Raw genomic sequence first — 22,311 nt, 5'->3', positions numbered from 1 at the left:
CAAGGAAACCCAGATGAGCAAGCCATTGCAGGGCGAGATCGCGCTGGTCACCGGCGCCAGCCGCGGGATCGGCGCGGCCATCGCCGACGAACTGGCCGCACAGGGCGCCACCGTCATCGGCACCGCCACCTCCGACGCCGGCGCGCAGGCGATCGGCGCGCGCCTGGCCGCCCACGGCGGGCACGGCCGCGCGCTGGACGTCACCGACGGCGCCGCGGTCGATGCGCTGATCGAGGCGATCGCCAAGGAATTCGGCCCGGTCTCGATCCTGGTCAACAACGCCGGCATCACCCGCGACAACCTGCTGATGCGGATGAAGGACGACGACTGGCAGGCGATCATCGACACCAACCTGACCAGCGTGTTCCGCACCTCCAAGGCGGTGCTGCGCGGCATGATGAAGGCGCGCAAGGGCCGCATCGTCAACATCGCTTCGGTGGTCGGCGTGACCGGCAATCCTGGCCAGGCCAACTACGCCGCGGCCAAGGCCGGCATCATCGCCTTCTCCAAGTCGATGGCCAAGGAAATCGGCTCGCGCGGCATCACCGTCAACGTGGTCGCGCCGGGCTTCATCGATACCGACATGACCAAGGCGCTGCCGGAAGCGCAACGCACCGCGCTGCTGGAGCAGATCGCGCTCGGCCAGCTCGGCCAGCCGTCCGACATCGCCAACGCGGTGGCGTTCCTGGCCGGGCCCGGCGCCGGCTACATCACCGGCGAAACCCTGCACGTGAACGGCGGGATGTACATGCCGTGAGCCTGCGGCGCAACGGACGCGCCTAAGTGGCTGATCGGCCGGCATTTGTGCAGCGCTGCAAGGGCCAGTCGGTTTCCACTACACTATCCAACGCGGCCATCGCAGCCCGATGGCGTTTTGTGAGTCCCTCACAGGAGCACCGCACATCCGTGTGCGGGGATCCTAAAACTCGAACCACCACTACTCCATCTGGAGCGATATCCCAATGAGCACCATCGAAGAACGCGTCAAGAAAATCGTCGTCGAACAGCTCGGCGTCAAGGAAGAAGAAGTCACCAACAACGCATCGTTCGTCGATGACCTGGGTGCCGACTCGCTGGACACCGTCGAGCTGGTGATGGCCCTGGAAGAAGAGTTCGAGTGCGAGATCCCGGACGAAGAAGCCGAAAAGATCACCTCGGTGCAGCAGGCCATCGACTACGTCAAGGCGCACGTCAAGAGCTGAGGCTGCGTTCGCGATCGCCATCGGCGCCTGCGTGGGCCCGATGCGCGTGACAATCCCATGGGGCCGCGCATGCGGCCCTGTGTTTTTACAGCGTCAAGGCCGCGCGTATCGCGGTGAGGAGATTTCGCAATGAGCCGTCGTGTCGTCGTAACCGGCATGGGCCTGGTGTCGCCGTTGGGCAATGACCTGGCCAGCAGTTGGGAAGGGATCGTCAACGGACGCTCCGGCATCGGCCCGATCACCCAGATCGATGCGTCTCAGTTCACCACCAAGATCGCCGGCGAGATCAAGGATTTCGATCCGACCAAGTTCATCTCGTCCAAGGACGCGCGCAAGATGGACTCGTTCATCCATTACGGCGTCGGCGCCTCGTTCATGGCGCTGGACGATTCCGGCCTGGAGATCACCGAGGCCAATGCCGAGCGCATCGGCGCGATCCTCGGCTCCGGCATCGGTGGCCTGCTCGGCATCGAGGAACAGACCGTCAAATTCCACGAGGGCGGCGCGCGCAAGATCTCGCCGTTCTACGTGCCCAGCACCATCATCAATATGCTGCCGGGCCAGGTGAGCCTGATCAAAGGGCTGAAGGGGCCGACCTTCTCCGCGGTCTCGGCCTGCGCCACCTCCAACCATTCCATCGGCACCGCGATGCGCATGATCCAGCACGGCGACGCCGACGTGATGCTGGCCGGCGGTGCCGAGCGCGGCTCCTCGCCGACCTCGGTGGGCGGCTTCTGCTCGATGAAGGCGATGTCCACCCGCAACGACGATCCCGCCGCCGCCTCGCGCCCGTGGGACAAGGAGCGCGACGGCTTCGTGCTCGGCGACGGCGCCGGCGTGCTGGTGCTGGAAGAGTACGAACACGCCAAGGCGCGCGGCGCGCGCATCTACGCCGAGCTGGTCGGTTTCGGCGCCAGTTCCGACGCCTTCCACATGACCGCCCCGAGCGAGGACGGCGAAGGCGCCGCGCGCAGCATGGTGGCGGCGATGAAGGACGCCAAGCTCAATCCGGACCAGATCGACTACCTCAACGCGCACGGCACTTCCACGCCGCTGGGCGACCTGGCCGAGACCCTGGCGATGAAGCGTGCGCTGGGCGATCACGCCTACAAGACCATGGTCAGCTCCACCAAGTCGATGACCGGCCACCTGCTCGGCGCCGCCGGCGGTGCCGAGGCGATCTTCTCGGTGATGGCGATCCACGCCGGCATCATCCCGCCGACCATCAACCTGCACGAGCCGGGCGAAGGCTGCGACCTGGACTACGTGCCGAACGTGGCGCGCGAGAAGCAGATCGACGTGGCGATGTCCAATGGGTTCGGCTTCGGTGGGACCAACGGGACGTTGGTGTTCAAGAGGGTCTGAGGGGGCGTAGCCCCCTCGGGATTCGGGAGTGGGGATTCGGGATTGGGAGAAGCCGGCGCCTGATTGATGTCGCGCTTTCCTCCCTGACACGGGTGCGCGGCATGTCCGCGCTGCCATTCCCCGGCGCCGCATCGCCCGGTGGCGCCCGCGCCGCCTCACGTTTTCATTCTTCCAGCGGATCTTCGATGCTGCGTACCGTTCCCTTGCCGGCCGAGGTCGATCTGCTGGCGCTGCATCGCCTGGCGCCTGATCGGTATCCGGTGTTGCTGGAATCGGCGGCGTCGGGCACGGCGCAGGGGCGCTGGGATCTGTTGCTGGTCGCCGACGGGCAGGGCCTGCGGCTGGATCGCGACGGGGTCACTCGCGCGTTGGATGGCACGGCGGTCGCCGGCGATTTCCTCGATGCGCTGGACGCGCACTGGCAGGCCGAGCGCTGCGAACGCGACGAGCCGCGCTGGCCGTTTCGTGGCGGCTGGGCGTTGCTGCTGGATTACGAACTGGCCGCGCAGGTGGAGCCGGTGCTGCAGTTGCCGCCCTCCGCCGCGGCTACGCCCGCGGCGCTGGCCTTGCGCTGTCCCGCCGCGTTGCTGCGCGATCACGTCACCGGCGATTGCGTGGCGCTGGCCGAGCCCGCGCATGCGGCGCTGCTGGACGCCGTACTCGCTGATCTGCAGGCGCTGACCGCGGCCGCACCGGCGCCGGCCTGGCAGGCGCCGCTGGCGATCGAGGAAGACCCGCCGCAGCGCTTCGTTGACGGCGTGCGCCGCATCCTCGACTACCTGCGCGCCGGCGACGTGTTCCAGGTCAATCTGTCGCGACGCTGGTCGGCGCGCTTCGCCGCGCCGCTGGCGCCGGCCGCGCTGTACGCGCAGCTGCGTCGCGCCAACCCGGCACCGTTCGCTGGCCTGTTCGTCGGCCACGGCCGCGCCGTGGTCAGTTCTTCGCCGGAACGGCTGGTGTCGGTGCGCGGCGACGTGGTCGAGACCCGGCCGATCGCCGGCACCCGCGCACGCGCGCCGGGCGACGACGAGGCCGCGCGCATCCGCGAACTGGTCGGCCACCCCAAGGAGCGCGCCGAGCACGTGATGCTGATCGACCTGGAGCGCAACGACCTGGGGCGGATCTGCGCGCCGGGCAGCGTCGAGGTCGACGAACTGATGACCGTGGAGAGCTACGCCCACGTGCACCACATCGTCAGCAACGTGCGTGGCCGGCTGCGTGCGGGCACCACGCCGGGCGAGACGATCCGCGCCACCTTCCCGGGCGGCACCATCACCGGCTGCCCCAAGGTGCGCTGCATGCAGATCATCGCCGAGCTGGAGCAGACCCCGCGCGGCGCCTATACCGGCGCGTTCGGCTGGCTCAATCGCGACGGCGACATGGACCTGAACATCCTCATCCGCACCGCCGAGGTGGACAGCGCGCAGGTGCAGTTCCGCACCGGCGCCGGCATCGTGTTCGATTCCGACCCGGAGCGCGAACTCGACGAGACCCGGGCCAAGGCGCGCGGCCTGCTGCGCGCGCTGGAGCCATGAGCGGGGCCGCGCGATACCGGGCCATGCCGGCCGCGCGGTATCCTGCACGCCATTGAATTCGCTCCGAGGTGGTCGTGGCTTGGGCTAAACGCGGGTGTCTGACCCTGCTGGGAACATTGCTGGTGCTGGCGCTGCTGGTGGCCGCGGCCGGCGCCTGGTGGTGGCACAGCTATCGCGCCTTCGCCGAGCAACCGCTGCAGGCGAGCCAGCCCAGCGTGGACGTGGCGCGCGGCGCCTCGCTCAACGGCGTGCTGCGCAAGCTGCGCGCTGCCGGCGTGACCCAGGGCAGCGACCTGCAGTGGCAGGTGCTGGCGCGCGAACTGGGCGTGGCCGGCAAGCTCAAGTTCGGCGAATACGCGTTGCAGCCGGCACTGAGCCCGCGCGAGCTGCTGCTGCGCATGCGCAAGGGCCAGGTGATCCAGTACCGCTTCACCATCGTCGAAGGCTGGAACGTGCGCCAGTTGCGCAGCGCCTTGAACGCGGCCACGCCGCTGGTACACACCACCGCCGACCTCAGCGACAGCGAACTGATGGCCAAGCTCGGCCAGCCCGGCCAGCACCCGGAAGGCCGCTTCCTGCCCGAGACCTACCTCTACCAGCGCGGCGACACCGATCTGCAGGTGCTGCGCCGCGCGCATGCGGCGATGGACAAGGCCCTGGCCGAGGCCTGGGACGCGCGCGCCAAGGACCTGCCGCTGCAGTCGCCGGAGCAGGCACTGATCCTGGCTTCGATCGTGGAGAAGGAAACCGGCCTGGCCGCCGAGCGCCCGCAGATCGCCGGCGTGTTCGTGCGCCGCCTGCAACTGGGCATGAAACTGCAGACCGACCCGAGCGTGATCTACGGCATCGGCAGCGCCTACGACGGCAACATCCGCAAGCGCGACCTGGAGACCGATACACCGTACAACACCTACACCCGCACCGGCCTGACCCCGACCCCGATCGCCATGCCCGGCCGCGACGCGCTGCGTGCCGCCACCAACCCGGCGCCGGGCGACAGCCTGTACTTCGTGGCCATCGGCGACGGCAGCGGCGCGCATGCGTTCTCCGCCAACTACGCCGAGCACAACGCGGCGGTGGCGCGCTACCTGCAGCGCCTGCGCCAGGCGCGCAGCGACGCGGCGGTGTCGCCATGAGCGAGGCCGTGCTGCGCCACCATCGTTTCGTCACCCTGGAAGGCGGCGAGGGCGCCGGCAAGACCACCGCGATCAACGCGATCCGCGATGCGTTGCAGGCGCAGGGCCACGAAGTGGTGCTGACCCGCGAACCGGGCGGCACGCCGCTGGCCGAGCGCATCCGCGCGCTGCTGCTGGACAAGACGCCCGGCGAGGTCGCCGAGCCGCTGGCCGCCGAGACCGAGTTGCTGCTGGTGTTCGCCGCCCGCGCGCAGCACGTGCGCGAGGTGATCCGCCCGGCGCTGCAGCGCGGCGCTTACGTGGTCAGCGACCGCTTCACCGATTCCAGCTACGCCTACCAGGGCGAAGGCCGCGGCCTGGACCGCGCCTGGATCGCCGACCTGGAACGGCGCGCAGTCGGCCTGCAGCCGGGCCTGACCCTGCTGCTGGACCTGGACGTGCAGATCGGCCGTGCCCGCACCAGCGGCCGCGATCTGTGGCCGGACCGCATCGAGAGCGAGCAGGACGATTTCTTCCAGCGTGTGCGTGCCGGCTTCCGCCAGCGCGCCGCGCAGGATCCGCAGCGCTTCCGCGTCATCGACGCCAGCCAGCCGCCGCAGGCGGTCGCCCAGGCGGTCGCCGCCGCGCTGGCCGCGTGGGTGCAGCAGCAACAGGAGCCGACGCCATGAGCGACGTGCCGTTCGCGCCGTGGCAGCAGCGCGCCTACGACCAGACCGTGGCCGCGCTCGATGCCGGCCGCCTCGGCCATGGCCTGCTGATCTGCGGGCCGGAAGGCCTGGGCAAGCGCGCGGTGGCGCTGAAGCTGGCCGCGCACGTGCTCGGCCAGGGCGAGCCGGCCGCGGCCCTGCGCAGCGCGCAACTGATCGCCGCCGGCACCCATCCCGACCTGCAACTGATCTCGTTCATCCCCAACCGCACCGGCGACAAGCTGCGCACCGAGATCGTCATCGAGCAGGTGCGCGAGATCTCGCAGAAGCTGGCGCTGACCCCGCAGTACGGCGTGGCCCAGGTGGTGGTGGTGGACCCGGCCGACGCGATCAACCGCGCCGCCTGCAACGCCTTGCTGAAGACGCTGGAAGAGCCGCAGCCCGGCCGCTATCTGTGGCTGATCAGCGCGCAGCCGGCGCGCCTGCCGGCGACCATCCGCAGCCGCTGCCAGCGGCTGGAGTTCAAGCTGCCGCCGGCCGACGAAGCGATCGCCTGGCTGCTTGCGCAGGATTTCCCAGAGAAGACCGCGCGCGAAGCGCTGGACGCCGCGCGCGGCCATCCCGGCCTGGCGGCACAATGGCTGCGCGAAGACGGTTTGAAGCTGCGCCGGCAGGTGGCCGCCGACCTGGAGCAGGTCGCTGCCGGCAAGCTCGGCGCGCTGGACGCCGCGCAGCGTTGGAGCGGGGACGCACTCGCCGAGCAGTGCCTGGGCCATGCCGCCGACCTGGCGCTTGCCCAGGCGTCGCAGGCCGGCTTGACCGACCCGGCGCGATTGCACAAGCTGGCCGCGTGGTTCGACGCCGCCAATCGCACCCGCGATCTGCTGCGGACCACCGTGCGCGCCGACCTGGCGATCGCGGAACTGTTGCTGGCCTGGCGCGATGGCGATCGCCCGGCCCGGAGAGGGGCACAACGATGAGCGCGATGAGCGGACGCCAGGGCATTTTGTCGCTGGCGGTGAAGGACAAGGCGGCGCTGTACAACGCCTACATGCCGTTCGTGAAGAACGGCGGCATCTTCGTGCCCACCCCCAAGCGCTACTTCCTCGGCGACGAAGTGTTCCTGCTGCTGACCCTGCCCGATTCCAGCGAGCGCCTGCCGGTGGCCGGCAAGGTGATCTGGGTGACCCCGGTCGGCGCCCAGGGCAACCGCGCCGCCGGCATCGGCGTGCAACTGCCGGACAACAGCGAAGGCGAGACCATCCGCACCAAGATCGAGACCCAGTTGGCCGGCATCCTCAACGCCGACAAGCCCACCCAGACCATGTAGCGGCCGCGCGGCGATGCCGCGCAACGGACCTCGCAAGGACCCATTGACGCCGCGCGCCACAGCCCTATAATGTGCGGCTCGCGACACGGGCGGTTAGCTCAGCGGTAGAGCATTGCCTTCACACGGCAAGGGTCGCAGGTTCGAACCCTGCACCGCCCACCACGAATTCAACTGCATAGGCCACTTCCGAGTGGCCTATGTTGTTTTAGTCCTTCGCCCATCCTGCAAAGCGTCATCCAACTGTCGGCAGGCAACGGCGCGCTTCGTAGCACGCCGGTTCGATACACACCGTGCCCTAATCCCGGCCGGAATGACCACGCCGGCACCGCGCGATCCCCCATAGTTCATCCAGATGCGCGCGGCAATGCATCCCTACGCGGCTGGCCGACCCTTACACTCGGAGCATACCAATGGGATAGGGTCTCAATCGATGACGACGGATATTGCCGTTCTACTTGATAGGTCGGACACCTTCCACAATGCGTTGCGTATCACGTTGCAGGGTGAAACAGGGCGCGTCATTCCGTCAGGTGCACGAAATAATGCTGCGTTTTCCTATGGATGCATCGCGTTAGAGCACGGCTCCGCTTTTCAGCATCTTCTCTCCGTTGACAACCCTACGTCAGCTCTGGCGCTTGTTCGCTTGCAATATGAGGCAGTGCTGCGGGGGGCATGGGTTTTCTATGCTGCGCCCGATCAATGGATTGATTCGTTTGGGTCACAACCGGGCAGCAATTCTCGGGAAGAGCCGGTCGGGTTCCCGTATGTTTACAAGATGCTTGGCGAATTGGCCGCGTCACCTGCGGAGCCGGTGCTTGCTCAGTCACTTTCATCATTGAAGGAAAGGGCGTGGGATGCCTTGAACTCATACACGCATGGGGGTTTGAGGCTTATGGTCAGATCGCTTGACGGTTTTGAGCCTGAATTATTGGCGTGGATGCTTAGAACAACTAATTCGCTTTGCTACATTGCTGCGCAGCTGATTGCGCACGTTGCAAACGACCCCGCTAGGAGTAACCAGCTTTTGACGACGCGCAATGCAATGTCAGATTGCATGCACGAAGGCTAAATGTGAGTTATGAACGGCAATGCATGCGCAAAGGTTCGGCTTTCCGATGCCCTGGAGGGGATTGCAATGAATGACCTTGATCAGATTTTTGATGCGTTCTAGCATCTTTTTGTTGCCCTGTTGCCCTGTTGCCCTGTTGCCCTGTTGCCAGCAGAGGTAGTCCCACTCAGGTGTTGTCCAAGAACTGCAGCGTCACTCGCTGAGTTCCCGCGCATTGCTGCGGCCGGATTCGAGTTGAGCGATGGATTCCAGCAGGCGCAGCGCGTTCTTCGGGCTGCGCAGCAGATAAGCGGTTTCCTCCATTGCTTTGTAGTCCTCCAGCGATAGTATGACCACTGTTTGCCTGCGTCCACGCGTGATGATCGCTGGTTCGTGGTTTTTGATCACGCGGTCCATGATGTCCGCTAAAGAAGAACGTGCGGTGCTGTAGGTGATGTTGTCCATGCTGTGCTCGAAGTTGTACAAGAATTTGTACGCTCGTTAGGAGGCTTATCAATGGACATTATCAAACTAGCACTGTTGGTGACTGGCGATCTTCGGTCGAACGGATAGTGCTGTAGTTGGGCGCGTTAGGCTCACAGCCTGCTCACGGCATCGCTCGATACTGCAGGCATGCCCGAAGGTCCCTCGATCGTCATCCTCAAGGAAGAAGCCGCCGCGTTTGCCGGGCGCAAGGTGTTGCGGGTGTCCGGCAACAGCAAGCTGGATCTGGAGCGGATGCGCGGTCGCAAGATCCTGTCGCTGCGCAGCTGGGGCAAGCATTTCCTGATCGAGTTCGATGCCTTCAGTGTGCGCATTCATTTCCTGCTGTTCGGCAGCTATCGGATCAATTCACGCAAGGACGCGTCGGCGCGCTTGAGCCTGGGTTTCGCCAAGGGCGAGGAGCTGAATTTCTACGCGTGTTCGATCAAGTTCATCGACGGTCCGCTGGATGCGGCCTACGACTGGACCGCGGACGTGATGAGTCCGGACTGGGATGCGGCGCAGGCGCGGCGCAAGTTGCGGCTGCGGCCGCATACACTCGCCGCCGATGCCTTGCTGGATCAGGATGTGTTCGCCGGGGTCGGCAACATCATCAAGAACGAGGTGCTGCATCGGATTCGCGTGCATCCGGAGAGCGAGATCGGTGCGTTGCCACCGCGCAAGCTGGGCGAACTGGTGACGCAAGCGCGCGAGTACAGCTTCGATTTCTATCGCTGGAAAAAAGCCTACGAACTGAAGAAGCACTACCAGGTGCACACCAAGACGGTCTGTCCGCGCGATGGCCATCTGCTCACCTATCGCAAGCAACTCGGCAAGGCGCAGCGGCGCGCGTTCTTTTGCGAGCATTGTCAGCGGCGGTATGCGTTGGATGATGGGCTCCAGACCGAGATGTTCAAGTAGTCCTGCTATCGCCAGCGAAGTGCGGATCGTGTTGGCAGCTAAAGAGGGATGTACCTTGGCTGCAGTGTCCGCATTGGATGAGGTGGAGGGGACCGCGTAGTCGGTGCCGGCGATCGGCGGCCGGCGTGCATGCGTCAGGCAGGGCAATGGGGCGTCGCCGTCCGCCATACGCGCGCTGATCGTTCTTCGTCAGGAGCGCAGCGCCACGGCCTCGTCTTCGCACCGTCGGATGCCCAGTTCGGCGAGCAGGCCGGCCCAGCCGAGATCGGTGACCACTAGTGCGCGCGAGCCGTCGACGCGACGCAGCCAGTGTCTGGCGCAGAACTGATCGAGCAGGGCGGCGCCCAGGGCGCCGGCGAGGTGGTGGCGGCGTTCGGTCCAGTCCAGGCAGCGCCGGGCCAGAGTGCGGCGGTCTTGGGCAAGCTGTGGCAGATCCACGCCCATGTGTGCGAACCATGCCGCGCCTTCGGGAGAGACGGCGTAGCGGGTGGTGTCATCGTCGCCGGTCAGCCAGGCGCGTTGTTCCAGTGCTTCGGTGATCGCCACGCCGAGACGCCCGGCGAGGTGGTCGTAGCAGCAGCGTGCCAGGCGCAGCGATTGGGCGTCGCGGTGCGGGCGGCGGCGTGATGTCTGTGGTGGCGCGAGGGTGGTCAGCGTCTCGAGCACGGTGGCGACGTGCGCGTTGGCCAGGCGGTAGTAGCGGTAGCGGCCCTGGATATCGACCGCCAGCAGGCCGCCGTCCAGCAGCTTTGCCAGGTGCGCGCTCGCGGTCTGCGGGGTGACGCCGCCGGCGAAGGCCAGTTCGCCGGCCGGCAGTGCGCGTCCATCGACCAACGCCACATCAGCATGGCGGCGCGTGCCGGATCGGCGATCAGGAACGCGGTCGCCGCCAGCTTGGGGTGTGCCAGATGCATTGCCGCGCTCCCGATGGACGTGGCCATGATAGGGCCGGTTGTGCCGCGACGTTTCGATGTCCACCGAAACGATGTGTCTGGCGGATTCCTAGACTGCGCGGATTTCCACCGGAGCCTGCCGATGCAGACGAACGAAACGTCGCCGAACCCCACCGAGCGCGCTGCGCATGATGTGTTCGAACACTGGCATCGGCATGTGGTGGCGCGAGATCTGCCGGCGTTGATGGCGTTGTATGCGCCGGATGCGCAGTTGGAATCGCCGTTGGCCTATGTGGCGTCGGCGGCGCGGCAGGACGGGCGGCTGCAGGGCCGCGATGCCATTGCGGCGTTCTTTGCCGCGTCCTTCGCCCAGCCCGAGAACGGCCTGGGGCGCTGGTACCGCAGCGGCCACTGTCATGTCGCGGGGCGGCAATTGGTCTGGGAGTATCCACGCGAAACCCCGCAGGGCGATCAGGTCGATCTGGTGGAAGTGATGGACCTGGACGCCGCCGGATTGATCGCCTGCCATCGCGTGTACTGGGGCTGGAAAGGCGTGCAGACGTTGCTGGCTGCGCTGGGTAGGCAGTCCTGAACTTGTGGATGTCACAGTAGCGAGCGCAGCTGCACGTGCGCAGGCATCGCGTCCATCCGCGCGCCGCCGCGGCGCCGCCTCAATGAAAATCCCGGCTGCGGATGTCCAGGCCGAGCAGCATGGGCGTCAGGTCTTCGAGATGGCCGGCGATCAGGTGGCGGACCTTGCCTTCGGTTTCGACGCGGCCGCGTACCAGTAGCAGCCGGGATTCGAGCAGGGCCTGGCGCTGGCATTCGGCCAGACGCCGCCACACAACCACGTTGACCAGGCCGTGCTCGTCCTCGAGGGTGACGAAGGTGACGCCGCTGGCGGTCTGCGGGCGCTGGCGCATGGTCACCAGGCCGGCGATGGCGACGGTGCTGGCATGCGGCAGCGCGCGGAGTTCGCCGGAATGGCGGTAGCGGCGCGCGCGCAGCTGCGCGCGCAGCAGGGTCAGCGGGTGCTTGCCCAGGGTGGTGCCGAGCGTCGCGTAGTCGGCGCGGATGTCTTCGCCCTGGCTGGGCAGCGGCAGCGCGACCTGCTGCTCGGGCGTGGCCGACAGCGCTTCGAACAGTGGGCGCTGCGCCTCGACGCCGGCCACGGCCCAGCGTGCGCGATGGCGATGGCCGGCCAGGGCTTTCAACGCGCCGGCGTCGGCGAGCGCGGCGCGGGCCTTGTCGTCGAGTGCAGCGCGGTGACACAGGTCGGCGAGGTCGTGGAACGGCGCCTGCGCGCGCGCCTGCTGCAGGCGCAGCGCGGCGTCCTCGGCCAGGCCGCGGACCAGGCGCAGGCCCAGGCGGATCGCCGGCTGCACCTGCGGGGCGGGACTATGCGCTTCCAGGCTGCAGTCCCAGTCGCTGTAGCGCACGTCCACCGGCCGCACCTGCAGGCCGTGGCGGCGCGCGTCCTGCAGCAACTGGTCGGGACTGTAGAAGCCCATCGGCCAACTGTTGATCAGCGCGCAGGTGAATGCCGCCGGCTCGTGGCACTTGAGCCAGCAACTGGCGTAGGTGAGCAGGGCGAAACTGGCGGCGTGGCTTTCGGGAAAGCCATAGCTGCCGAAGCCCTTGATCTGCTCGAAGATGCGTGCGGCGAATTCGGCGCTGTAGCCGCGCTCCAGCATGCCCTGCAGCAACTTGTCGCGATGCGGTTCCAGTCCGCCGTGGCGTTTCCAGGCCGCCATCGAACGGCGCAACTGATCGGCCTGGCCCGGCGTGTAGCCGGCGGCGACCACCGCGAGTTGCATCACCTGTTCCTGGAACAGCGGTACGCCGAGCGTGCGTTTGAAGACCTCGCGCAACTCGTCTGGCAGATCGTCGGTGGCTTCCTCGCCGCTGCGCCGGCGCAGGTACGGATGCACCATGCCGCCCTGGATCGGGCCGGGGCGCACGATCGCCACTTGGATGACCAGGTCGTAGAACTCTTTCGGCTGCAGTCGCGGCAGCATCGCCATCTGCGCGCGCGATTCGATCTGGAACACGCCGATGGTGTCGGCGCGCTGGATCATCGCGTAGGTCTGCGGATCTTCGGCAGGAATGCTGGCGAGCGTGTAGTCGCGGCCGCGGTGCGCGCGCAGCAGGTCCAGGGTGCGCCGCAGCGCGCTGAGCATGCCCAGCGCGAGCACGTCCACCTTCATCAGTCCGACCAGTTCCAGGTCGTCCTTGTCCCACTGGATCACCGTGCGCTCGGCCATGGTCGCGTTCTCCACCGGCACCAGGGTGTGCAGCGCATGCTCGGAGATGACGAAGCCGCCGGGATGCTGCGACAGGTGCCGCGGGAAGCCGATCAATTGGCTGGCGAGCACCAGCAGCCGGCGCATCACCGGCGTGTCCGGGTCGAAGCCGCGTTCGCGCAGCAGCTCCTGCGCCGACTCCACCGGGTCGCGCTGGCCCAGTGCGGACGACAGCGCGTCGACGGTGTCGCTGGGCAGGCCCAGTGCGCGCGCCACGTCGCGCACCGCGCTGCGCGTGTGGTAGCTGATCGCCACTGCGGCCAGTGCGGCGCGCTCGCGGCCGTAGTGGCTGAAGATGTACTGGATCACTTCCTCGCGGCGGTCGTGCTCGAAATCGATGTCGATGTCCGGCCGCTCCTTGCGCTCTTCGGAAATGAAGCGTTCGAACAGCATGCCGATGCGGTCCGGATCGATCGCGGTGATGCCCAGCGCGTAGCACACCGCCGAGTTCGCCGCCGAGCCGCGGCCCTGGCACAGGATGTCCTTTGAGCGCGCGAAGCGCACCAGGTCGTAGACGGTGAGGAAGTAGGATTCGTACTGCAGCCGCTCGATCACGCCGAGTTCGTGTTCGATCAGGCGCCGCGCCTTGTCCGGCACGCCGTGCGGCCAGCGCTTGGCCACGCCGCGTTCGGTGAGGATGCGCAGCCATTGCGTGGGCGTGTGCCCGGGCGGCACCAGTTCGTGCGGGTATTCGTATTGCAGTTGGCCAAGGTGGAATTCACAGCGTTGCGCGATGCGCACCGTTTCGGCCAGCAGCGCCGGCGGATACAGCGTCGCCAGTGTCGCGCGCGCGCGCAGGTGGCGTTCGCCGTTGGGGTACAGGTAGGCGCCGGCTTCGTGCAGCGGCAGGCGATGACGGATCGCGGTCAAGGTGTCCTGCAGGGCGCGACGGCCGCGTGCGTGCATGTGCACGTCGCCGCTGGCCACGGCCGGTAGCTGCAGCGCATGCGCCAACTGCAGGCGCGCCTGCAGCAGCGCGGCATCGTCGGGGCCGCGCAGCAGTTCCACTGCCAGCCAGAGCCGCTGCGGAAAACGTGCTTGCAGCCAGGCGCCGTCCGCGGCGTCGTTGCCGTCGCCGCGCGGCAGCCACAGGCACAGCAGGCCCGAGCCGTCGTCCGCGCTGGCCAGATCCTCGCGCAGCGCGCGGTAGCTGCCCTTGTCGGCGCGGCGCCGCGCCAGCGTGATCAGCCGGCACAGCCGCTGGTAGCCGTGCAGGGTCTCGGCCAGCAGCACCAGCTTGGGGCCGTGCTCGAACTGGATCTCGCTGCCGACGATGAGGTGCAGGCCCATGTCCCGCGCCGCCTGCCAGGCGCGCACGATGCCGGCCAGGCTGCATTCGTCGGTGATTGCCAGGGCGCGGTAGCCGTGGCGCAGCGCGCGTTCGCACAGTTCCCAGGGGTGCGAGGCGCCGCGCTGGAAGCTGAAGTTGGACAGGCAATGCAGCTCGGCGTAGTCCGGTAGCGTGGGGTCCGTTGGCGTGCGCGGCGCGTTGGCGGCGGGCGCGCTGGTTTGCGCAGGCGCCGGCGTCGGCAGCAGCCGCAGGCGCGGCGGCATGCGTGGATGCGGCGGTGTGTGGCTCATGCGAACCAGCCGTGCAGCATCAGTGCGTCCGGCGCGTCGGCCGGGGCGAAGGCCCAGGCGCGCTGGCCCTGGCGGGTGCGCACGACGTAGTAGTCGCGACGCACGTCGCCATCATCCCACCAGCCGCTCTCGATGCGTTCCGGCCCGGCCAGGCGTTCGGGCGCGCGTTCGCGCAGCGGCACTGGCCGCGCCAGCAGCCAGCCGGGCCGTGGTGGCGCGTTGGCGGCGGGCGTGGCCGTGCTGCGCGCCGGCGTGGACTCGGCGCGCCAGGCCAGTTCCGGGCGGTGGTCGGCGTGCGCGCGCAGGCCATGCACGGCGTCGTCGCCCAGGCGCGCACGCAGGCGTTCGCGCAGTTGCTCCCACGGCAGCGCCTGCTGCGCGCGCTCGTCGAACAGTTCGCGCGCGGCCGGCACGAACGGCGGCAGTTCGTCGGCGCACAGGCGCAGCGCCTGCACCGGCGCCGGCACACTGGCCTGCTGCAGGCGCCCGCGCGCCAGTTCGAACAGCATCGCCGCATCGCGCTCGGCGGCGAGCAGGCCCACCGGCACCACGCTGGGCTCCAGGTCCTCGTGTTCCAGCAGCAGGCGGAAGCGCTGCACGCCACCGTCGCGCCCGGCCAGGAACGCGGCCAGGTCCTGGGTCAGCCGGCGCAGCGGGAACAGCAGCGCCTGGTTGGATTCGGTGGCATAGCCCAGTTCCACGCGCGCATCGAAGCGATCCGGCGGCAGGTAGTACTGCAGCGGCAGCGGCGCCTGCCCGCGCAACGCGTCCAGGTGCTGCAGCAGGGCCGGTGGATAGCGCCGCGCCAGCCCGGTGCGCGGCAGCGCGAACACCTGCTGCAGGCGGCGCAGGCCCATCCGCGCGAAGCCCTCGGCCAGGGCCGGCGACAGCCCGGCGCGGGCGATCGGCAACTGCCCCAGCGCGCGCTGCAGCGCGGCGTTGTCGAGCAGGGCGATGCCGTCGTGCGCGTTGACCAGCGCGCGCGCGGCCAGCGGATGCGGCGCGACCACGATGCGGTGGCGGAAGCCCAGCGCGGTCAGTTCCTCGCGCAGTCGCGCCTCGAAACGCGGCCACGGCCCGAACAGGCCGAGGCTGGCTTCGATCTCCAGCAGCAGCGCGCCGGGGTAGTCGGTGCTGACCAGCGAACTGAAGCGGTACGCCCACGCCGCGAGGAACTGCTGGCTGCGGCGGCTTTCTTCGGCATCGTGCAGGGCGGTGGCGAAGCGGTCGCACAGCGCCTGTGCGGTAACCAGCGATTGCCCGGGGCGCAGGCCGCGGGCGCGCGCGGCGGCGTTGACCGCCTTCAGCGTGCGCCGCTGCGGCGGGCCGTCGAGCAACGCCAGCGGTTCGTCCGGCGTCGGCCAGCGGCGCAGGACGGTGTCCAGCGCCAGTTGCGGCAACAGGATGCAGGCCCAGCGCACGGCAGCGGCCTCACCCGGTCGCCAGGGCGGACAGCGCGATCGGCTGCGTCGGCGGCAGCCCGCCGCGGCACTTGAGCACGCGCAGCTGCGCCGGCGCGGCGTCGAGGGCGATGCGCAGCGCGGCCGGCGACGGATTGGCGGCGGCCTTCAGCGGCCGGTAGGCGAAGCCCAAGGTGCGCCCGGTCTCGGCGGCCACCTGCAGCCGGCGCAGGGTCTTGTCGGCGGCCAGCCCCGGCCAGCACAGCACCGCCGCGCAACTGCCGGCGCGCAGGCACTGCTCGGCGGCCCAGGCCGCATCCGCACCGGCACGGACGATCTGCACCTGCGCCAGCGCCACCCCGGCCTGGGCCCAGGCGGCGGGGTAGGGCAGGTACGGCGGATCGACCAGCACGATGCGGCCGCCGCCCTGCGACAGCCGCGCCAGCGTCGGCCACAGCAACTGCAGCTCGCCGATGCCGTCTGCAGCGTGCAGCAGTTCGGTCAGCGCCATCTCCGGCCAGCCGCGCGCGGGCAACACCGCGTCCAGCGCGGCGTGCCCGGTGGGCTGGGCGCTGGGCGGCAGCGCCGTCGGCTGGCCGCGCCAGACCCGGCGCTCGGCCAGCAGGCGGTCGAGGGCGACGACGGCGGCCATCAGCCCGGCCGGATCAGGCCGCAGTAATGCCCTTCGATGGCGAAATCCTGCCCGGGAGCGACCACGATGGGCGCATAGGCGGGATTGCGCGGCAGCAGCGCGATGCCGTCGCCCTCGGCGCGGTAGCGCTTGATGGTGAGTTCGCCGTCCAGCCGCGCCACCACGATCTGGCCGTTGCGCGCATCGGCGGCGCGGCGCACCCCGACCAGGTCGCCGTCGAGGATGCCGTCGTCGATCATCGAATCGCCCTGCACCCGCAGCAGGTAGTCCGGGCGCAGCGCGAACACCGCGCGGTCCAGGCGCAACTGCTGGTCCAGGCCGATGTCGGCGCCGATCGGCGCGCCGGCGGCGACCCGGCCCAGCACCGGCAACTGCAGCAGTTCGCTACGCGTGCCGGCCTGCGCCGGGCGCAGGCTGCGCGCCTGCTGCGGCACCTGCGCCAGCAGCCCGGCCTCGACCAGCGCCTGCACGTGCTTGCGCGCGGCATTGCGCGAGGCGAAGCCGAAGCGTTCGGCGATCTCGGCCAGGCTCGGCGGCCGCCCGTCCTGCTCGGCGCAGGCGTGGACGTAGGCGAGGATGGCGGCGCGCTGCGGGGACAGGGTGGTCATGGTGTACATTTGTACACCGAGGACGCGACCTTGGCGAGATGGGGGCGCTGAACGGGTTTGGACGCCACTCCCGCTCTGAGTCGTCGGCGCAGTCCCCGGTCAGCCCGGCGCGTCCAAGCGAGGCGTCGGAAGAGTGACGACTGCGCTGACGACTGCGCTCAGGTGCCGATGCCGGCCGAAGTCTTGGCCTTCGCCGTTGGCGGTTTGCCGACTGACCTGCCCGATTGCGCGGCGACCAGGTCGATCTGGATCCGGCAGCCCAGCGCCGTGGCGGCGCGGCTCAGCGTATCCAGGGTGAGGCTGGTGTCGGTGGCGTCCAGCACGCGGTCCAGTTGCGAGCGGCTGGTGTTCATGCGCCGGGCCAGTGCACTCTTGGTGAGCTTGGCGGACTTCATCGCTTCGGCGACCTGCCAGGCGATCACGCGCTTGGCGGCGAGCGCGGCGGTGTCTTCGAGGATGCCTTCCTCGTCCAGGAAACTGTCGAAGCTGGACCCGATATGGGGATTGCGGCTCATCGCATCACCTTGTCTCTGCGGCGTTTGGCGGTGGCGAGATCGGCGCTCGGGGTCTTGCCCGACTTCTTGACGATGCCGTGCAGCAGCACCATGTCCGATCCAACGGTGGTGAAAAAAATCCGCGCAATGCCTTCGGGAATCGCACTGCGCACTTCCCACAGGCGCTGGTCCAGCTTGCGCACCAAGGGCATGCCCAGCGGCCATCCCAACTGCACCGTCTTGATGTCGCCGCCGATGGCGCGCCTGGCATCGGCGGAGACGTCTTCCCTAAGCCAGACCCGCACCGGCTCGACGCCCGATGCGGCACGGTAGAAGCGCACGTCCAGTGTGGTCTCCATGGTGGCATGGTGTACCAATTTTGGTGCATGCGCAAGGTGCGTTCGCCGCCCTTTCAGCCGCGCGCAGCGCCATCCTCCGGCATCGCCCCGGTGTAGCGGGCGCGTGGCCGGATCAGCTTGCCCAGCGCCTGTTGCTCCAGGGCGTGGGCCAGCCAGCCGGCCTGGCGGGCGGCGGCGAACAGCACCAGGGCGTGCGCTGCCGGCAGGTCGTGGACGAAGCAGAGTGCGGCCAGCAGGCAGTCGATGTTCGGGCGCTGGCCGCTGCAGTCCTGGGCGGCGGCGATCACCGCGTCCACGTGCTGCATGCGCGCGCTGCCGGCGCTGCGTTCGCGCAGCAGGCGCAGCACTTCGGCCGCGCGCGGGTCGCCGTCGGGATACAGGGCGTGGTGGAAGCCGGGCAGGTCGTCGCCGCGCTGCCAGCGTTCGGCGATCAGGGCGGCGGCGCTGGGCGCGTCCTGGGCGTCGCGCAGCAGGGCGTGGGCGCGGGCGGTGGCGCCGCCGTGGCGCGGGCCGGACAGTGCGGCCAGGCCGGCGCTGACCGTGGCGTGCAGCGGCGCGCCAGTGGAGGCGACCACGCGGGCGGCGAAGGCGGAGACGTTGAGCTCGTGGTCGGCGCACAGCAGCAGCGCGGCGCGCACCAGTTCGGCGAAGTCGGCATCGCCGGGACGCCAGTGGTCGGCGATCAGGCGATGCAGTGGGCGTGCGTCCGGCGCGGTGCCGACCAGTAGCGCGGCGTTCTGCCGCAGCAGGGTGGCGGCGATCTCGCGGCGCACGCCGGGGGCGGCGTTGAGCGATTGGCGCAGCTCCAGGGCCAGCAGCGGGATGCAGGCCATGGCGCGTTCCAGCGGCGGCAGCGCGGCATGCCCGGCCAGCGGCGCCAGCACCGCCGGCCACGGCGCAACCGGCGCGCTGGCGAACGGGTCTTCGCCGTCCGGGCAGTCCCACAGCAGCCGCGCGACGTCCTCCAGGCTGGCGCCGGCGCGGACCATGGCCACCGCCGAACGCCCGCGGTAGTAGGGGCCGTCGGGGCGGATCAGCGAGATCCGCGTCTCCAGCACCGGCAGGCCGCGGTCCAGGCTCTGCGCGGCACCGCGCGCGGCGCCGCGGCCGGCGCGCTTGCGCTGCGCCAGCCGCTCCACTTCGGTGCGCAGGTAGGCACGGCTGCGGTGGTCGGCGCCGGCGCGCGAGCTGAGCAGGCCGCGGCTGACGTAGGCATACAGGGTGGCGCTGCTGATGCCGAGCAAGGCGCAGGCCTGCGCGGCAGAGATCAGGTTGCGGTCAGGGCTGTCGGACATGAAGAGACGATAGGTTGATTCATTGAATCAAGATTGATCCGTGCCGGCGAGAGTGCCAGATTGGCGCCCATCGCGGAACGCCCGGCGGGGCGCCGCCGCCTCTTCGTCAGGAGCCGCCCATGTCCCTCGTTTCCCCCGGCGCCGGTTTCCGCGCCGCCCTGGCCGCCGAAGCGCCGTTGCAGGTGATCGGTGCGATCAACGCCAATCATGCGCTGCTGGCGCAGCGTGCCGGCTACAAGGCCATCTACCTGTCCGGCGGTGGCGTCGCCGCCGGCTCGCTGGGCCTGCCCGACCTGGGCATCAACACCCTGGAGGACGTGCTGATCGATGTGCGTCGCATCACCGACGTGTGCCCGCTGCCGCTGCTGGTGGACATCGACACCGGCTTCGGGCCGAGTGCGTTCAACATCGAACGCACCATCAAGGCGCTGATCAAGGCCGGCGCGGCCGCCTGCCACATCGAGGACCAGGTCGGCGCCAAGCGCTGCGGTCACCGCCCGGGCAAGGAGATCGTCAGCCAGGGCGAGATGGTGGACCGGGTCAAGGCCGCGGCCGATGCCAAGACCGATCCGGATTTCTTCCTGATCGCGCGCACCGACGCGATCCAGACCGAGGGCGTGGACGCGGCGATCGAGCGCGCCATCGCCTGCGTGGAGGCCGGCGCCGACGGCATCTTCGCCGAGGCCGCGTACGACCTGGACACCTACCGCCGTTTCGTCGACGCGGTGAAGGTGCCGGTGCTGGCCAACATCACCGAGTTCGGCAAGACCCCGCTGTTCACCCGCGACGAACTGGCATCGGCCGGCGTGGCGATCCAGTTGTTCCCGCTGTCGGCGTTCCGCGCCGCCAACAAGGCCGCCGAGGACGTGTACACCGCGATCCGCCGCGACGGTCACCAGCAGGGAGTGCTGGAACGCATGCAGACCCGCGAGGAACTGTACGAGCGCATCGGCTACCACGCCTTCGAGCAGCGCCTGGATGCGCTGTTCGCCGGCAAGGGCGCATGATCGGCGGCGATTTTCCTGCCCGAGCCTGCCCATGAATACCCACGCCAGCGCTGCCTCGTTCCTGCGCAGCCGCATCGATCGCCGCCAGACCGCGCGGCACCTGCTGCAGACCGAACTGGACAAGCTGTCCGAGGCTGAGCGCGAGGTGGTGGAGCGCTTCATCGCCAAGCGCCACGTGGCCCGCGACATCGTCACGCAGGCCGACCGCGACCGCTCGCTGGGCGAGCGCGTGGCCGACCGCGTCGCCGCGATCGGCGGCAGCTGGACGTTCATCATCGGCTTCTGCGTGGTGCTGCTGGGCTGGATCGTGCTCAACAGCCTGGTGCTGGCGCACGCCTTCGATCCGTATCCCTACATCCTGCTCAACCTGTGCCTGTCGTGCCTGGCGGCGATCCAGGCGCCGGTGATCATGATGAGCCAGAACCGCCAGGCGGCGGTGGACCGCCTGCATGCGCAGAACGACTACGAAGTGAACATCAAGGCCGAGCTGGAGATCCTGCAGGTGCACGAGAAGCTCAACCAACTGCGCGAGCAGGACTGGGCGACGCTGGTGGAATTGCAGAACCGCCAGATCCTCATGCTGCAGCAACTGCTCGAGCGCGCTGGCGTCACGCCGCCGCCGCCACCGCAGGCCCCCTGATCCACCGCACTCATCCGACCGCAACACCGGGAGATTCGCCATGAACGACACCGCTCCGCAGACCGCCCCCGCCTTCAAGCCGAAGAAATCGGTGGCCCTGTCCGGCACCGCCGCCGGCAACACCGCGCTGTGCACGGTGGGTCGCAGCGGCAACGACCTGCACTACCGCGGCTACGACATCCTGGACCTGGCCCGCACCAGCCAGTTCGAGGAGATCGCCTACCTGCTGGTGCACGGCAAGCTGCCCAGCAACAGCGAGCTGCGCGGCTACAAGGCCAAGCTGCGCTCGCTGCGCGGCATCCCGGCCGCGGTCAAGGCCGCGCTGGAGCAGTTGCCGCCGTCGGCACATCCGATGGACGTGATGCGCACCGGCGTGTCGGTGCTGGGCTGCGTGCAGCCGGAGAAGGACGACCACAACCATCCCGGCGCGCGCGACATCGCCGACAAGCTGATGGCCAGCCTCGGCTCGATGCTGCTGTACTGGTACCACTACAGCCACAACGGCCGGCGCATCGAGGTGGAGACCGACGACGACTCGATCGGCGGGCATTTCCTGCGCCTGCTGCACGGCTTCAAGCCGCACGAGGAATGGGTGCAGGCGATGCACACCAGCCTGATCCTGTACGCCGAGCACGAATTCAACGCTTCCACCTTCGCCTGCCGGGTCATCGCCGGCACCGGCAGTGACATGTACAGCGCCATCGCCGGCGGCATCGGCGCGCTGCGCGGGCCCAAGCACGGCGGCGCCAACGAGGTCGCCTTCGAGGTGCAGAAGCGCTACGACACCCCGGACGAGGCCGAGGCCGACATCCGCGCGCGGGTCGAGCGCAAGGAAGTGATCATCGGCTTTGGCCACCCGGTGTACACGGTGTCCGATCCGCGCAACCAGGTCATCAAGGACGTGGCGCGCGAGCTGTCCGAAGCGCAGGGCAGCCGCAAGATGTACGACATCGCCGAGCGGCTGGAGACGGTGATGTGGGACATCAAGAAGATGTTCCCGAACCTGGACTGGTTCAGCGCGGTCAGCTACCACATGATGGGCGTGCCGACGGCGATGTTCACCCCGCTGTTCGTGATCGCCCGCACCGCCGGCTGGAGCGCGCACATCATCGAGCAGCGTATCGACGGCAAGATCATCCGCCCCAGCGCGCACTACGTGGGGCCGGAGGATCAGGCGTTCGTACCGATCGATCAGCGCCGCTGATCCTCCCCTCTCCCGTCGGGAGAGGGGTCGGGGGGTGAGGGTACGGGCGCAGCCTCGTGGTGTTGGGTTGCATTGAGCTTCGCTCGTAACCTCATCCGCCCTCATGAGGAATCGGGTTGCACCAGGCTTCGCCCGTACCCTCATCCGCCCTCATGAGGAGACTGAGTGCACCAGGCTTCGCTCGTACCCTCATCCGCCCCTCATGAGG

General features: G+C 68.8%; 24 protein-coding genes and 1 tRNA gene. 15 read left to right on the top strand and 10 right to left on the bottom strand.

The window, feature by feature from the left end; translation table 11 throughout:
* The first annotated feature begins 13 nt into the window (after positions 1-13).
* From fabG to RAB71_RS16900, 10 genes are all read left to right on the top strand, one after another.
* Positions 14-757, top strand: a complete 744-nt coding sequence (gene fabG, locus RAB71_RS16945; protein WP_010342476.1) for a 3-oxoacyl-ACP reductase FabG — start codon at positions 14-16, stop codon at positions 755-757.
* A gap of 205 nt (positions 758-962) precedes the next feature.
* On the top strand, positions 963-1,202 hold the full coding sequence (gene acpP / locus RAB71_RS16940) for an acyl carrier protein (RefSeq protein ID WP_010342475.1): 240 nt from the start codon (positions 963-965) through the stop codon (positions 1,200-1,202).
* Between the two features lie 129 nt (positions 1,203-1,331).
* Complete coding sequence (gene fabF, locus RAB71_RS16935; RefSeq protein WP_010342474.1) at positions 1,332-2,567, top strand: beta-ketoacyl-ACP synthase II; 1,236 nt, start codon at positions 1,332-1,334, stop codon at positions 2,565-2,567.
* Positions 2,568-2,752: 185 nt separating this feature from the next.
* Positions 2,753-4,102: an aminodeoxychorismate synthase component I gene (locus RAB71_RS16930; RefSeq protein ID WP_010342473.1), complete on the top strand. Its 1,350-nt coding sequence runs from the start codon at positions 2,753-2,755 to the stop codon at positions 4,100-4,102.
* Between the two features lie 74 nt (positions 4,103-4,176).
* Positions 4,177-5,238, top strand: a complete 1,062-nt coding sequence (gene mltG / locus RAB71_RS16925) for an endolytic transglycosylase MltG (RefSeq protein WP_040901678.1) — start codon at positions 4,177-4,179, stop codon at positions 5,236-5,238.
* Positions 5,235-5,906, top strand: a complete 672-nt coding sequence (gene tmk, locus RAB71_RS16920; protein WP_010342471.1) for a dTMP kinase — start codon at positions 5,235-5,237, stop codon at positions 5,904-5,906. The genes mltG and tmk overlap by 4 nt, the downstream gene beginning before the upstream one ends.
* Entirely contained in the window at positions 5,903-6,865 is a 963-nt protein-coding gene (locus RAB71_RS16915; RefSeq protein WP_010342470.1) for a DNA polymerase III subunit delta', read from the top strand. The genes tmk and RAB71_RS16915 overlap by 4 nt, the downstream gene beginning before the upstream one ends.
* Positions 6,862-7,215, top strand: coding sequence for a PilZ domain-containing protein (locus RAB71_RS16910; RefSeq protein WP_010342469.1), 354 nt, complete (start codon positions 6,862-6,864; stop codon positions 7,213-7,215). Before RAB71_RS16915 ends, RAB71_RS16910 begins: the two co-directional genes overlap by 4 nt.
* An 87-nt stretch (positions 7,216-7,302) precedes the next feature.
* Positions 7,303-7,377: transfer RNA gene (locus tag RAB71_RS16905), tRNA-Val, on the top strand.
* Positions 7,378-7,645: 268 nt separating this feature from the next.
* Entirely contained in the window at positions 7,646-8,284 is a 639-nt protein-coding gene (locus RAB71_RS16900; RefSeq protein WP_138985739.1) for a hypothetical protein, read from the top strand.
* On the opposite strand, the gene RAB71_RS16895 is transcribed toward RAB71_RS16900, so the two are convergent.
* Both RAB71_RS16895 and RAB71_RS16890 read right to left on the bottom strand, forming a co-directional pair.
* On the bottom strand, positions 8,261-8,389 hold the full coding sequence (locus RAB71_RS16895; RefSeq protein ID WP_081481954.1) for a type II toxin-antitoxin system YoeB family toxin: 129 nt from the start codon (positions 8,387-8,389) through the stop codon (positions 8,261-8,263). The genes RAB71_RS16900 and RAB71_RS16895 overlap by 24 nt on opposite strands.
* 87 nt (positions 8,390-8,476) lie before the next feature.
* Positions 8,477-8,728: a type II toxin-antitoxin system Phd/YefM family antitoxin gene (locus RAB71_RS16890; protein ID WP_010342467.1), complete on the bottom strand. Its 252-nt coding sequence runs from the start codon at positions 8,726-8,728 to the stop codon at positions 8,477-8,479.
* A gap of 168 nt (positions 8,729-8,896) precedes the next feature.
* Here RAB71_RS16890 and RAB71_RS16885 point away from each other — a divergent pair, with 168 nt between their 5' ends.
* The gene (locus RAB71_RS16885) at positions 8,897-9,667 is read left to right on the top strand and encodes a DNA-formamidopyrimidine glycosylase family protein (protein ID WP_010342466.1); all 771 of its coding nucleotides are present in this window, start codon (positions 8,897-8,899) and stop codon (positions 9,665-9,667) included.
* 189 nt (positions 9,668-9,856) lie between these two features.
* On the opposite strand, the gene RAB71_RS16880 is transcribed toward RAB71_RS16885, so the two are convergent.
* Positions 9,857-10,645, bottom strand: coding sequence for a helix-turn-helix transcriptional regulator (locus tag RAB71_RS16880; RefSeq protein WP_234006534.1), 789 nt, complete (start codon positions 10,643-10,645; stop codon positions 9,857-9,859).
* Positions 10,646-10,702: 57 nt separating this feature from the next.
* Between RAB71_RS16880 and RAB71_RS16875 the strand changes: the two genes are divergently transcribed.
* Positions 10,703-11,152 carry a nuclear transport factor 2 family protein gene (locus RAB71_RS16875; protein ID WP_010342464.1) on the top strand — a complete coding sequence of 150 codons (450 nt, stop codon included), beginning with the start codon at positions 10,703-10,705 and terminating at the stop codon, positions 11,150-11,152.
* A 79-nt stretch (positions 11,153-11,231) separates the two neighbouring features.
* On the opposite strand, the gene RAB71_RS16870 is transcribed toward RAB71_RS16875, so the two are convergent.
* From RAB71_RS16870 to RAB71_RS16840, 7 genes are all read right to left on the bottom strand, one after another.
* On the bottom strand, positions 11,232-14,444 hold the full coding sequence (locus RAB71_RS16870; RefSeq protein ID WP_040901676.1) for an error-prone DNA polymerase: 3,213 nt from the start codon (positions 14,442-14,444) through the stop codon (positions 11,232-11,234).
* Positions 14,441-15,865 (bottom strand): DNA polymerase Y family protein, encoded by a 1,425-nt coding sequence (locus tag RAB71_RS16865; RefSeq protein WP_010342462.1) that lies wholly within the window; start codon positions 15,863-15,865, stop codon positions 14,441-14,443. The genes RAB71_RS16870 and RAB71_RS16865 overlap by 4 nt, the downstream gene beginning before the upstream one ends.
* Before the next feature lie 10 nt (positions 15,866-15,875).
* Positions 15,876-16,496, bottom strand: a complete 621-nt coding sequence (imuA, locus tag RAB71_RS16860) for a translesion DNA synthesis-associated protein ImuA (protein WP_010342461.1) — start codon at positions 16,494-16,496, stop codon at positions 15,876-15,878.
* A complete protein-coding gene (gene lexA, locus RAB71_RS16855; RefSeq protein ID WP_010342460.1) occupies positions 16,496-17,104 on the bottom strand; it encodes a transcriptional repressor LexA in 609 nt (202 codons plus the stop codon). The genes imuA and lexA overlap by 1 nt, the downstream gene beginning before the upstream one ends.
* 158 nt (positions 17,105-17,262) lie before the next feature.
* Positions 17,263-17,619: a helix-turn-helix transcriptional regulator gene (locus tag RAB71_RS16850; protein WP_010342459.1), complete on the bottom strand. Its 357-nt coding sequence runs from the start codon at positions 17,617-17,619 to the stop codon at positions 17,263-17,265.
* On the bottom strand, positions 17,616-17,957 hold the full coding sequence (locus tag RAB71_RS16845; RefSeq protein ID WP_010342458.1) for a type II toxin-antitoxin system RelE/ParE family toxin: 342 nt from the start codon (positions 17,955-17,957) through the stop codon (positions 17,616-17,618). The genes RAB71_RS16850 and RAB71_RS16845 overlap by 4 nt, the downstream gene beginning before the upstream one ends.
* A gap of 53 nt (positions 17,958-18,010) precedes the next feature.
* Positions 18,011-19,252 (bottom strand): citrate synthase family protein, encoded by a 1,242-nt coding sequence (locus RAB71_RS16840; RefSeq protein ID WP_104609540.1) that lies wholly within the window; start codon positions 19,250-19,252, stop codon positions 18,011-18,013.
* A 119-nt stretch (positions 19,253-19,371) separates the two neighbouring features.
* On the opposite strand from RAB71_RS16840, the gene prpB reads away from it, so the two are divergent.
* From prpB to prpC, 3 genes are read left to right on the top strand one after another with little or no spacing between them, the layout of a single operon-like run.
* Complete coding sequence (gene prpB, locus RAB71_RS16835; RefSeq protein WP_010342451.1) at positions 19,372-20,259, top strand: methylisocitrate lyase; 888 nt, start codon at positions 19,372-19,374, stop codon at positions 20,257-20,259.
* 31 nt (positions 20,260-20,290) lie between these two features.
* Positions 20,291-20,899, top strand: a complete 609-nt coding sequence (locus RAB71_RS16830; protein WP_010342450.1) for a DUF1003 domain-containing protein — start codon at positions 20,291-20,293, stop codon at positions 20,897-20,899.
* 40 nt (positions 20,900-20,939) lie between these two features.
* Entirely contained in the window at positions 20,940-22,103 is a 1,164-nt protein-coding gene (gene prpC / locus RAB71_RS16825) for a 2-methylcitrate synthase (RefSeq protein ID WP_010342449.1), read from the top strand.
* Positions 22,104-22,311 lie beyond the last annotated feature (208 nt).

The sequence above is a fragment of the Xanthomonas sacchari genome (assembly GCF_040529065.1).
GTDB classification, from domain to species: Bacteria; Pseudomonadota; Gammaproteobacteria; order Xanthomonadales; family Xanthomonadaceae; genus Xanthomonas_A; species Xanthomonas_A sacchari.
The sequence above is the reverse complement of the archived record's forward strand: the minus strand, read 5'-3'. Positions and strand labels throughout refer to the sequence as shown.